Below are 13,606 nucleotides of genomic sequence, written 5' to 3' on the forward strand. Positions count from 1 at the left end.
TCATCGCTTTTGCGTGCCTGTTCAGCGCAATTAGTTGCACTAAATTGGAACCAAAACTTTATAGTGATCTAACGACCAAGAACGCGTATTCGTCGGAGAGTGATATCGATGCAGCTCTGACAGGAATTTATGCAAGCTTATCCCCTTATCCTGGCGATGCATACCTATATTATGCGGGTTATTTAGTTATGATAACGGACTATTCAACTGACATGGGGTTTTCGACGGCTGCTGGTGATCCGACCAAGATGAGCAACCTTACTTATGATGACAACAACCGTTATTTCAAATTCAACTATCAGAACATGTATCAGGTTATCAGCAATGCGAATTCGCTGCTATCAAACATAACCGATGTTGCGATAGGAGATGCTAAGAAAAAACAAGTTATAGCACAAGCGAGATTTTTAAGAGCCTTGTCGTATATGGACCTTACGGATGCTTTCGGACCTGTTCCTTTAATTACCGAAGTTCAGAACCCATCCGAAAGTTATAATCTTCCACTCGCATCGGTGGAAGAAATCGAGGCGCTAGTTACGCAAGATTGTCAGTATGCAATCGACAACCTACCGGAGAAATGGTCTGCGGATTTAGGAATCGGTCGCGCGACCAAGGGCGCAGCATTAACCCTACTAGGCAAGATGTATATGCGATCACATAAATATGATAAAGCAAAACCATTAATCGATGAGGTGCTTGCGTTAAGGTCGAAAGGCGTTTATCGCTTGAATCCTGATTTCAAAAACGAATGGTCAGACAATAATAAAATCGATATGGGCTTAATATTCGGAATCCTACATGAACCAACCTTAAATGGAGGAGAAATTACGAACCACTTCGGTCCATCAGATAACAGAGAAGTTCCAGATAGATGGCAATACTACGGTGTTTCCTTACAATTTTGGAGAAAATACAGCGACCTAGATCCTCGAAAAAAGTTCTTCTATTATGACTATGAAGGCTTAGCTCCCAGAGATAAAAATACAACTCATGGATTCTTTTATATGATGCCGAAATTAGGACAAACAGCGCCGCCTAGCGATACTGTAAAACTGTTACAAAATGTGGCTACCAAGAAATATTCATACGATATGACGAACAATTCATACCTCGATGGGCGTACTATCCAAGTATTTAGAATTGCTGATGTTATTCTTTGCAAAGCAGAAATTGAAAATGCTTTAAATGGTCCACAAGCGGCACTACCTTACATAAATGAAATTAGAGCACGTGCTGGGGCTCCGGAATATGGAATAAACGCAAACTTCCCTGTTCCAGCATCTAAAGAAGCGATGATCGATGCATTAGTTGATGAGCGTGGTTTTGAGTTTGTGTTTGAATATAAGCGTAGACAAGATTTAATTAGACTGGGCAGGTATGAGAAGGTAACAAACGAATATCTACAGTCGAGAGGCTTAAAACCTGTTGCAACGCCGGCTTTACGGTACTTCCCTTATCCATTGGACGAGGCTCGTCAACATCAAGAAATGTCTAGTGCTAACGCGAGTAGAATTCCGAACTAATTTATGAAACTTAAAATTATAGCTTTCCTAATAATAATTGTAGTAATCGCCCTAGGCGTTTACTACAATTTAAGTCAACGGGTTGAAATTCAAGAAATTTCACTAAACTCTCCAGACAACCAATCAATCAAAGAAGACATACACATAAAGCTTAGTGCTCCAGCTCCCCTGTATATCGAGTATTGGAAAGACGGAGATTCCGAACGGTTCAGAACTCCATTAACAGATTCCAAAGACGATCATCTAATCAACTTACTGTTGCTAGAACCTTCAACAAAATACAATTACCAAATTGTGATTGATAAATGGTTTCCAGTTAAATCTAAGCAGATGAGCTTCGAAACCAGAAAGCAATCTCCTTGGATGGTTCATAAATGGATAAAAGAAAAAAATCCGCATGATCCAAAAGCATTGGGTGATGATCTGATTATGCTATGCTTCCGAGGATATCCCGGCAACATTTCAATTGTCGATGGCAATGGTACTGTAAGGTGGTATTGGCAAGACGACAAAATGGGGGTTAGATTAGCGTCCTTAACGCCTAGAGGAACAATTCTAGCATTATTAGCGCCAGCAAATAAAGATGAGTTCAAAAAAGAACCCAATAAAAACAATGGTAAACCGCTACCTCAAGGTTATTATCTACGAAGCGGACGCTTAGGATTTATGGGAGGTACTGAATTGGTTGAAATATCTCAAACGGGAAAAGTGCTATGGCGTTGTAATTTGGAAGAAAAAGGTGTTGTAATGCATCACGATGTTCAGATGAACAACTTAAATGAAATATATGCCGTTGTACGTGATTATAAAATTGATGATCGCCCAAATTCCAAAAAAGATACGCTTTGGGGTGATGCAATTGTGCAGATAGATAGTTTAGGAACGATAAAACATAAATGGTCTCCATGGACGGATTGGGATCTTAATAAAGATACACGTTTAGATAGTTTTAAACATGATCGATTCCACTTCAATACCATCGCTTTTGATAAAGACGGAAGCTATCTTACCTCCTCGCCGATCGAAAACCAAATCTGGAAAATTGATCCGAAAAGCGGTAAAATAATCTGGAAACTCGGTAAAAATGGAAGTTTCAAAATGGATCCCAAGGACTACTTTTACTTCCAACATGCGCCGCACATAACCAAAGACGGCGACCTCTTGCTTTTTGATAACGGAGATTATGCGCCACAAGACACGGCAAAACTTCAAAAACGATCTCGGGCGATTGCATTTAGACTCGACACAAAAAATATGGTAGCGACACGATCGTACCAAGCCCCTTTACCAATAAAGCAATATACAGCCCGAATGGGAAGTGCTTTCTTATTGTCAAATGGGAATATTTTACAAACTAGCTCTAAAACAGGAAGCGCAATTGTTACGGATAAACAAGGGAAAGTCCTATGGGAATTAAACAGCCACTTTATACCTTATAGAGCGGTAGAGGTACCAGAAAGTTTTTGGGCAAAATTTAGAATAAAATCTAATTAACATGAAAATCAACCTAAGAGAAAGCCTAAACGTTATACTGTTCTTCGTCATAGCGTTAAGTATTAAAACAGCATATGCACAACAACAACCTTTTCCACCACAGCCTTTGCGATGGGATCCTGATCAGCTAGGTAATCAAAGAGCTGTTATTCGTGTTGACAAAGATATTCAACTCGTGGAGGCAAATATTCCGTGGAGAAATCGTTGGATGACGCCGGAACAAAAACTAATCATCGTCGACAGTACGACGAATAAACAATTCGAACCCTCATCGTATCTATGGATTAACAATGTTTCTGGAGGTATTACCTTTCGACCCCAATCTGGTAAAGGCATCTATTATATCTACTTCCTCCCTTATGAATTGGACGGCCGCACCAACTACCCCACCGCATCATATCTGAAAAATTCGAGCCCCACTCCTGGTACAGAAAAAAAGACGAACAATTCGAAGGCAAAATTGCTACGCCTTGAATCCGTCGATAATTTCAATAGAAACACAGAAATGGATGTTATCGCTTCTGAAAAAGAAGTAGATGCTATATTAAAACAGTTTAACAATGAAGATTACCTGGTGTTTCCTGAGACTCGGAATAACCCGGTAAAAACGGGAGAATACCTTCCAAAACGATGGACCGAAAAAACATTTAATCATCAGCTCTTAAAAGACAAGGCGGAACGAGGCGGATACCATGCTTTCCAAATCGCAATATACCCTATTAAATCAGACCTAAAGCATATAATCGTGTCTTCTAGTGACCTGAAAAGTCAAAATGGTCAATCAATATCCAGTTCATATTTCGACTGCTTAAATCAAGCAGGAATCGCTTATACAGGCGCCCCTCTCACGAACACGGTAAATGCAACGAAAGGGAAAGTGCAATCTTTATGGTGCGGTTTTAATATTCCAGAAAACACGGAACCTGGACTTTACAAAGGAACGCTAACTATAAAAGCTGAAAACAGCGAACCGAGAACCGTTCAATTGGAACTAGTCGTTGATAATAAAAACCTAACCAATAAAGGATATGACGAGCCATGGAAAATGACTCGATTACCTTGGTTAAATTCTACACTGGCACACAGCAATACGATTCTTCCCCCCTATACCGCTATCCAATTAAAGAAGGATTCTATTTTATCAATCCTTGGACGTGAAGTTATTCTTTCTTCATCTGGACTCCCAAAACAGATTCGCACCTACTTCAGTCCAGAAATGACCGAAATATCTGATGCAAAGAATGACATTTTGGCTAAGCCAATTCACTTCAAGTTTATACAGCAAAACGGTAAAGAAGAAGAATTCAAGAATAATGGATATCAATTTACGCAAAAAGAAGAGGGATTACATCGATGGATATCTCAGCTCCTTAGTCCAAACTTACAGATTGACTTAGATGCTCAATTAGAGTTTGATGGGTTTATGCATTATGTCGTTAAAGTTCAAGCACTCAACGATATTGATTTATCTGAAATTAGTCTAGAAATTCCATTTAAAAAAGAAAAAGCAGAGTACTTAATGGGATTGGGACAAAAGGGTGGATATAGGCCATCAAGTATCGATTGGAAATGGGATGTCGCACATAAGAATCAAGATGGCGCTTGGATCGGTACAGTGAACGCAGGATTGCAATTCTCGCTTCGCGATGAAAACTACGAACGACCATTGAACACCAATTTCTATCTTCAAAAGCCACTAAAATTACCGACATCATGGGGAAATGGAAACAAGGGAGGGATAAATATTAAGGAAATTGACAATCAGGCCATCGTCAAGGGCTATAGTGGTAGTCGACACCTAAAGAAAGGCGATGTGCTATACTATAATTTCAATCTCCTAATTACACCATTCCACCCGCTACAGACTGACGCGCAATGGTCGGAGCGCTACTATCACGCTTATCATCCGGTTGACTCAGTTAAGAAAAGTGGTGCCAATGTCGTCAATATCCATCATGCAAATGATCTAAACCCTTATATCAACTACCCCTTCATTGCGACCAAAGAAATGAAGAACTACATTGATTCTGCACATCACGCGGGCCTTAAGGTCAAAATCTATAACACCGTAAGAGAGGTTTCTAATCGTGTTTATGAACTTTATCCTTTACGAAGCTTGGGACATGAGGTATTTTCTGCAGGACCCGGAAAAGGATATTCTTGGTTACAGGAGCATGTCGGTCATGATTACATTGCAGCATGGTATGTTCCAAAATACCAAGATGCGGCGTTAATCAACAGTGGGATGAACCGCTGGCACAACTACTACGTCGAAGGAATGAATTGGTTGGTTGACAACATTGGAATAGATGGTATTTACTTAGACGATGTCGCATTCGACCGCATCACGATGAAGCGGATTAAACGCGTCATGACCAAAAACGGACATCCAGGATTAATCGATTTGCACTCCGCAAATCAGTACAACGAACGCGATGGTTTCAATAACAGTGCAAACCTATATATGGAACATTTTCCGTACATTAATCGTCTCTGGTTCGGGGAATATTTTGATTATGAAAAAAATAATCCTGATTTCTTCCTTACAGAAGTGAGTGGAATTCCATTTGGTTTAATGGGCGAAATGTTACAAGATGGAGGGAATCCATATCGTGGAATGATCTACGGCATGACAAATCGTTTGCCCTATCAGAAAAGTGGACCACAAGGACTGTGGAAGGTTTGGGACGACTTCGGAATCGTAGGTTCAAAAATGATCGGTTATTGGTCGCCAAATATTCCTATCAAAACAGATAGAGCCGATGTGCTAACTACAGTTTTTCAAAAAGATGGAAAAACTATGGTTTCTATAGCTAGCTGGGCAGCTAATGACGTACAATTTAAACTGAAAATCAATTGGGAAAAGCTTGGACTAGACCCTAAAAAGGTAAAAATTAAAGCTCCATATATAGAAAATTTCCAAGAAGCGAAGAACTTTGATCCTCAATCAAACATATTGGTTAAGAAGAATCAAGGTTGGATACTGATCATAGAATAATAACTAATTAAATTATGATTAAAAGCAACAGAATAAAGTCTCTCACTTGTATTGTTATCGCATTTTTGTTTGCGGAGCACGGACTTGCGCAACAGGCAACGAAGGTTGAAGAAGGGCTAGTAAACATGACGACCTACCCTTATTCGGATCCCGATCCTGTGGCCTCCAATCAAAAGCTTTATCCTTATTTTCGTTTTGACGGTTTTTCAAACGCTCCGGTTCAGAAGAGTTGGAAAGTCGTCTATTTGGAAAATGACTACATCAAAGTACAGATAATACCGGAAATCGGTGGCAAAATATGGACAGCCTACGACAAAGTCAATAAAAGGGACTATCTCTATAACAATGGCGTAGTTAAGTTTAGAGATATCGCTATGCGCGGCCCTTGGACTAGTGGCGGAATTGAAGCGAACTACGGCGTTATCGGACATACGCCAAATACATCCACCCCAGTCGATTACTTAATTCAGACTAACGCTGATGGTAGTGCCAGCTGTATTATTCACACCTTAGATTTACTTTCTAGAACCCGCTGGACATTAGAGATCCGATTGGAGAAAGATAAGGGGTACTTCACGACTAAATCATTCTGGTCAAATAGCAATCCCGTTGAACAGCCATATTATACCTGGATGAACTTAGGTATTCCAGCGGCCGATGACCTTCACTTTGTTTATCCCGGACACAAATATATTGGGCATGACGGCGAACAACACAATTGGCCTATAGATGAGCAAGGAAGAGATCTTTCGACCTTTACAGGAAATGCTTTTGGAGATTCGAAGTCTTACCATGTATTAGGTGCTGCCAGCAATACTTTTGGTGCATATTGGTCTAATTCAGATTTTGGGATGGCTAGGTATGCCCCGCGGGAAGACAAGCTCGGAAAGAAGATCTTTCTTTGGGCGCAATCTGGTGCCGGTCAAATTTGGGAGGACTTATTGACGGATAATAGTGGTCAATATGTAGAAATACAAAGCGGAAGACTATTCAACCAAAATATGGGGCGCAGCAGCGAGACGCCATTTAAGCAGATTGGCTTTCAACCCTACCAAACAGACCGTTGGGAAGAAAGTTGGCTGCCCTACCATGGTATTGGTAAGGCAACAGCAATTAATCTTGTTGGGGCTTTCAGTTTGACGCAAAGTGAACAAACATTAGAAGTCCGTATAGATCCAAAACAAAACATCAATGACTCATTAAAGGTTTATAACCGAACCTTTAAGCAAATTGGTGGGACAAGAGTTGACGCAAAAATAGGAACTCCTGTGAGCGTAAAGCTTTCGATAGAAACCGGAGAATCTCCAAGTTACATAGTACTCAATGGAATTCAATTAGACTTAGAACAAGACAAATATGCTTTAAATAGACCTGTAGAGTTAAAAGTTGAATTAAATGAAATTGATTCGCTTGCCTATCTTGGTCGAGACCTCTTAAGATTCCGTCTTTACAATCAAGCGGAACCTCTGATTCGGAAAGCATATGAACTGGCTCCAAACAATTCCACCGTATTAAGTTCCATGATCAAGTTACATTGGTTTCGGATGGAATACGAGAAGGCCTTAGTGTATGCTTCAAGGTCATTGGAATTGGATACTTACGACGCTGAGGCAAACTACTACTACGGTCTAATCAATGAAAAGTTGGGCAATGAATACGATGCTAGAGATGGTTATCAGGTTGCAAGCATGGATGCCGCTTGGCGAGGATCCGCATTTACGGCATTGGCTCGAATATTTTTCAAAGCAAAAGACTTGATAAATGCAAAAAGCTATGCGGAGAAGGCGTTGAATTTAAGCAAAGACAACATTGAAGCTCTTCAAATTCAATACCTGACCTCAACCCTATTAGCGGATGATTCCTCCAAACAAAGCAGTAAACTTACGCTTGAGACCATAGATCCGCTCAACCCATTTTTAAACTTTGAGAACCTCTGGCAACAAAAGACCGTTGAAGCTGAAAAACAATTCCTAGCAGGCGTAAAACAAGAGATGCGAATTGAAGCGTTTTTGGAGTTGGCAATATGGTATAACTCTTTAAACCTCTTCGACAGAACAGCAAAAATATTAGAAGTTGCCCCTAAAAACACAGAAACACTTTACTGGCTGGCATGGCTAAAAAGAGATACACCCGAAGCACAGACCTGGCTAAATCAAGCGGATAACTCAAAGCCCGAATTTGTTTTCCCTTTTCGGGAAGAAAGCCAACCGGTCTTTGTTTGGGCTACGCAAAAAAGTGGGAATTGGAGATCAACCTACCTACAGGCTTTGTTGTTCAGATACAGAAACCAAAGTGATAAAGCTTTAAGCTTACTTCAAACCAGTCAATCTGAACGTGTTGATTTTGCTCCATATTTTGTCGTTCGGGCGGAACTTGAGTCTAACGTTAACCCAAAACAAGCGATTGAAGATTTGAAGCTTGCTGCAAAAATGGATTCCAAAGAATGGCGATATGGAAAGCTGCTATCCAATCAATATCGAATACAAAAAGAGTATAAGAAAGCGCTGGAAATCGCGTCCGACTATTACAAAACTAACCCTCGGAATTACATCTTGGGAATGAATTATTGTAAGATGCTGTTATTAAACAAAGATTTTGTTGAGGCAGAAAACGTGTTAACAAACCTTGAAATCCTACCCTTCGAAGGAGCAACAGATGGTCGTCGATATTATGAGCAAGCGAAGTTAATGGCCGCATATAACGCTTTGATAAAAAACAACACAAAACTTGCAAAGAAGAAGCTAGACGAATCTCGTCATTGGCCCAAGAATCTTGGCGTTGGTGAACCGTATCCAGACGAAAAACAAGAGGTTCTTGCAGACTGGCTGGAATCTCAGTTATATAAGAAACAAGATCCAACAAAATACAAGACGCTGTTGGAGAAAGTTAGCAACACGAAATCAGTCAGATCTCCTGTGTTTTTATTACTAAGAGCAGAAGCAAATAATCTTTTGGAGAAAAAAGATTTGGCAAATAAAGATCTGTCCGATTTAATGGGGCGGTCTTCTAAATTCACGACTAATTTTCAAGATTTAAGCAATGAGATAAAAAGTGGAAACATTCAAAATTATTGGCCAAAATTATTAGAGCTTGTCTATAATCAAGAAGATCAAAGAATATTTTAGAGATAAGCTGTCTATTAAACGGTTATATGAAATGATTTGATTGAACTGCGTATTCAGAGGTAAGAACCTCAAAGGTATAAAATCAGAAACGCCGAAGTTATTAAGACTTCGGCGTTTTTTGTTGTAAGTGTAGCCCCAAGCAGAATCGAACTGCTATCAAATGTTTAGGAAACATCTATTCTATCCGTTGAACTACAGGGCCGAGCAACAAAACTACTATTTTAATAAAACTGTGCAAACAATAATTTTAATTGCCTGAGGATTTTTTCAATACGCAGGACAAGCTAAATAAGACCGCCATACAACATCGAAAAAAGCCTTCCCTCTCATTATCAAATGATACGGATTTGTGATATAAATCACAATTATATGTGACCCCCAGCTCATATAGACAAAACCAATAGTTAATAAAGAATATCAATATAAAGACGGCTTAAAATTATGTACCTTTGTTGCACAAAAGAAAAGAATAATATTATGAGTTTTACAGGTAAAAATTTCCCGAACATTACAGTTGATGCTATTGACTATTTAGGTGATAACTTCACTTTAAATTTATTTGAGAAAGCGCAAAAAGAGAATAAGAAAGTTTTGTTATTCTGGTATCCAAAAGACTTCACTTTTGTTTGTCCTACGGAATTACATGCATTCCAAGAGGCGGCCGCTGAATTCGAAAAAAGAAATACAATTTTAGTGGGTGCATCATGTGACTCTGCAGAGGTACATTTTGCTTGGTTAAACACTGAAAAAGATAACGGTGGTATTGAAGGTGTTGAATACCCTTTAATCGCTGATACGAACCGCAACTTGTCTAGCGTACTTGGTATTTTGGAGATGAAAGAAATTGAGCACCCAGAGTACGGTACATTAGTAGAAGGTTCTGCAGTATCTTACCGCGCGACTTACCTAATCGACGAAACTGGTAAAGTATTCCATGAATCAGTAAACGATATGCCATTAGGTCGTAACGTTAAAGAATATATCCGTTTAATTGACGCTTACACTCACGTTCAAAAACATGGTGAAGTTTGTCCTGCAAACTGGGAAGAAGGAAAAGAAGCTATGAGCGCAACACGCGACGGAGTAGCATCTTACCTATCAAACAACTAAGAAACGCACGAGAAAGAGGAGGCGTTCAGTCTCCTCTTTTTTTTAAACTATACAAAAGGAGCTACTATGTTACAAGAACTAACAGAAGACAATTTACAATCAATCATCGAAAGCAATGAAACGGTGATGGTTCAATATGCTGCCTCATGGTGTGGAAATTGCCGCATTATGAAGCCTAAGTTTAAAAAACTATCTGGCGAGAACGAGCAGGTTACTTTCATTATCGCAGATGCGGAAAAGTTTCCAGAGTCTAGAAAACTTGCAAACGTAAATAACTTACCTACTTTCGCAGCTTTCAAAAACGGCAAGTTGGTAAACCAAGTACAAACAAATAAAATCGAAGGATTAACAGACTTATTAAATGAAGTTACCAGTAATTAAACACCTTACCGAGTTTATTGCCGAGAACGACGTAGATTTCGTTTTAGAAACTATCGAAACCTTAGAGGCATTGACAGAAGTTCCATCCTTAAAAGACGAAGAGCTAGACGTAATTGGCGAATTGATTTCCAATATGTACGGTGCTGTAGAAGTAAGCAAATTAGTACAAGACGGAATGCCACAAAAAGAGGCCTTAAATACCTTTATGAAGCGTGTATTAGGATCCATCGACAAATAAACTCCAGCAGACTAATTCTCTGCTCCATTATATTTATTATTCTTTTCCACAGAAGCCTTGTTTATAACTTGGTTTTTGTGGAAAAGTTTTTTTATAGGCTCTGCCCATTTACATTGATTTTATAGTACTTTTATAATCGTTAAAGGTTAGACCCGAAGCAAATCATCCTGCCGAATCGAACCGATAGGTTTTATGACCAGGGTTTGAAGTCAAAGATTTTTAATTGTTGGTAAAAGGAATCAAATTAGTTTTGATTCCTTTTATTTTTTACAGAAACTTCCTTATTTTTAAGATATGATGCAAAGAGCGCTATTCCTAGTCATTCTATACCTATGTTTGTTCAGCAGTTTCTCTTACAGTCAGCAAAGCTATTCATCCTCGCTGATTAACACCAAAATAGACAAGCTTTCGACCTTAGGCACCGTTTTATATTTTGCCGCACACCCCGATGATGAAAACACACGTTTAATTGCGTGGTTGGCAAACGAGAAGAAATATCGAACCGCCTATCTTTCATTAACTCGTGGTGATGGTGGTCAGAATCTATTGGGAACAGAACAGGGAATCGAATTAGGTCTAATCCGGACGCAAGAGCTTTTAGCCGCTCGATCAATAGATAAAGGAGAGCAATACTTTAGTTCTGCTTACGACTTTGGCTTTTCAAAAACCCACGAAGAAACATTTTCTTTCTGGAAAAAGGAAGAAACACTACGTGAAGCAGTCTACCTTATTCGGAAATTACAACCCGACGTAATCATTAATCGCTTCCCTCCCGACAGCCGTGGTGGACATGGTCACCATCAAGCCTCAGCTATTCTAGCCAAAGAAGCATATGAAGCCGCCGCTGACCCAAATAAATTCCCTGAACAACTAAAAGAGTTAAAACCCTGGAAAGCGAAGCGATTACTCTGGAATACCGCGAATTTTGGAGGAATGAACAATACCAATGAAGACCAACTCAAAATCGATATAGGCGCGTATAATCCTCTATTAGGTTACTCCTATGGCGAAATTGCTGCCCTGAGTCGTTCGCAACACAAGAGTCAAGGATTCGGTGCTGCTGCTGGACGAGGGAAATCTTTGGAATATTTCGAACATGTAGCAGGAGAAACAGCAAAAGCAACCTTATTCGACGGAATTGATGTTAGTTGGAAACGTCTTGGTGAATCAACCGCAGCTATTGAGCAAAAAATAAGTAGGATTCAGCAAAGCTTTCAGGCTTCTTCGCCGGAATCTTCTGTGGATCCACTGCTCGAACTACACGCTTTAATTTCAAAACTTAAGCCTTCAATCTATAAAACACAAAAATTAAAGGACATCGAGGAATTAGTAATTGCTTGTTCTGGTTTATGGATCGAATCAACCGCATCTAAGTATAATTACGTTGTAGAGGAATCTGTTCCCATATCAAATGAATTGATTGTTCGCAATCCTAAATTAAACGTTCTTATAAAAGAAATTAATGGGAAATCTATCAATCAAGAGCTTTCCTGGAATGAAATAAAAAAATATGAGGGTCAACAGCAATTCAGCCGCTGGACACAACCTTACTGGTTAGAAAAACAACACAGTTTAGGGAAATTCGAGGTAGATGCTAAAGATTACGGAAACCCCGAAAACGCTAATTTACCATCGAGTCACTATGTTTTAGTAATTAATGGAACCACGATTTCTGTTGATAGATTAATAAAATATAAGTACGTCGATCCTGTGGAGGGTGAGATTTATGAGCCAATTAGCATTAGTCCGGTTATCACAGCGACTTTCAGCAACCCTAATATGTTAATTCAAGCGAACGAGAAAAAGCAATTCACAGTCGTATTGAAGAACAATTCCCCACAAAAACAACAGATTGAGTTTTCCTTCAAGCAATCGGACGATTTAAATTTGTCTCCAAGTAACTTTAGTTTAAGCTTTGAAGGCAATGAAGAAATAAAGAAAACAATTGAAATTAGTAACACAAAGCAAATTCCTTCCGCAACAATCGAATTACTTGCTAATGGAAACCCTGTGAGTGCTTATAAACGTCTCGAGTACCCTCACATCCCTCCGATAACTTGGTTTCCGCCTACTGTCTTAAAAGTTAAGGCATTATCATTAAACAATCCGGTAAAGCGCGTTGCTTATATTGAGGGAGCCGGAGATTTGATCCCAAGTTCCTTAGAAAATATCGGCATTCAAGTCGATGTGCTCTCCGAATCCCAAATTAGTACTGCTATTCTTAACAACTATGATGCTGCCATCTTAGGCGTTAGAACATATAATGTAAGCAAATCCATCGACCGATGGTTTCCAGCGCTATTAGCCTATGTGGAGCAGGGTGGGACAGTTCTAGTACAATATAATGTGAACTCTCGAATGGGGCTTGAAAAACTCGGTCCCTATCCTTTCCAAATTAGTAGAGCCCGTGTAACCGAAGAGGACGCTAAAGTGAAGTTTATCGATCCAAAAGATCCTTCGCTAAACTATCCAAATAAAATTACTTCTGAGGATTTTAATGGTTGGATACAGGAGCGCGGATTATATTTTACAGAGGATATCGACGGTCACTATCGCACCCCTTTGTCCTTTGCAGACAAAAACGAGAAGCAACATAATGGATCCTTATTGCTTACTAAGTATGGAAAAGGTAAGTTTGTCTATACGTCGCTAGCCTTTTTCCGACAATTACCGGCCGGTGTGCCCGGAGCTTATAGATTATTTGTAAATTTGCTGGCAAAAGAAGAATTATAATAAG

Annotated in this window: 8 protein-coding genes and 1 tRNA gene; 8 read left to right on the plus strand and 1 reads right to left on the minus strand. The window is 39.4% G+C overall.

The window, feature by feature from the left end; translation table 11 throughout:
- The first annotated feature begins 44 nt into the window (after positions 1–44).
- Genes GFH32_RS17975 through GFH32_RS17990 form a run of 4 tightly spaced genes read left to right on the plus strand, consistent with a single transcriptional unit; the run spans position 45 to position 9,140 of the window.
- Positions 45–1,523, plus strand: a complete 1,479-nt coding sequence (locus GFH32_RS17975) for a RagB/SusD family nutrient uptake outer membrane protein (protein WP_202111240.1) — start codon at positions 45–47, stop codon at positions 1,521–1,523.
- Positions 1,524–1,526: 3 nt separating this feature from the next.
- A complete protein-coding gene (locus GFH32_RS17980) occupies positions 1,527–3,017 on the plus strand; it encodes an aryl-sulfate sulfotransferase (protein WP_153512914.1) in 1,491 nt (496 codons plus the stop codon).
- Between the two features lies 1 nt (position 3,018).
- Positions 3,019–6,015 (plus strand): glycoside hydrolase domain-containing protein, encoded by a 2,997-nt coding sequence (locus GFH32_RS17985; RefSeq protein WP_228384169.1) that lies wholly within the window; start codon positions 3,019–3,021, stop codon positions 6,013–6,015.
- Positions 6,016–6,029: 14 nt separating this feature from the next.
- Positions 6,030–9,140, plus strand: coding sequence for a DUF5107 domain-containing protein (locus GFH32_RS17990; RefSeq protein WP_153512915.1), 3,111 nt, complete (start codon positions 6,030–6,032; stop codon positions 9,138–9,140).
- A 130-nt stretch (positions 9,141–9,270) separates the two neighbouring features.
- On the opposite strand, the gene GFH32_RS17995 is transcribed toward GFH32_RS17990, so the two are convergent.
- Positions 9,271–9,342: transfer RNA gene (locus tag GFH32_RS17995), tRNA-Arg, on the minus strand.
- A 275-nt stretch (positions 9,343–9,617) separates the two neighbouring features.
- On the opposite strand from GFH32_RS17995, the gene GFH32_RS18000 reads away from it, so the two are divergent.
- The 4 genes from GFH32_RS18000 (at position 9,618) to GFH32_RS18015 (ending at position 13,602) form a co-directional block, all read left to right on the plus strand.
- Complete coding sequence (locus GFH32_RS18000; RefSeq protein ID WP_153512916.1) at positions 9,618–10,250, plus strand: peroxiredoxin; 633 nt, start codon at positions 9,618–9,620, stop codon at positions 10,248–10,250.
- Positions 10,251–10,316: 66 nt separating this feature from the next.
- Positions 10,317–10,631, plus strand: a complete 315-nt coding sequence (locus GFH32_RS18005; protein ID WP_153512917.1) for a thioredoxin family protein — start codon at positions 10,317–10,319, stop codon at positions 10,629–10,631.
- On the plus strand, positions 10,612–10,869 hold the full coding sequence (locus GFH32_RS18010) for a DUF6952 family protein (protein WP_153512918.1): 258 nt from the start codon (positions 10,612–10,614) through the stop codon (positions 10,867–10,869). Before GFH32_RS18005 ends, GFH32_RS18010 begins: the two co-directional genes overlap by 20 nt.
- A 294-nt stretch (positions 10,870–11,163) precedes the next feature.
- Entirely contained in the window at positions 11,164–13,602 is a 2,439-nt protein-coding gene (locus GFH32_RS18015; protein ID WP_153512919.1) for a PIG-L family deacetylase, read from the plus strand.
- The last annotated feature ends 4 nt before the right edge of the window (positions 13,603–13,606 follow it).

Source organism: Sphingobacteruim zhuxiongii, from assembly GCF_009557615.1.
Taxonomy (GTDB): domain Bacteria; phylum Bacteroidota; class Bacteroidia; order Sphingobacteriales; family Sphingobacteriaceae; genus Sphingobacterium; species Sphingobacterium zhuxiongii.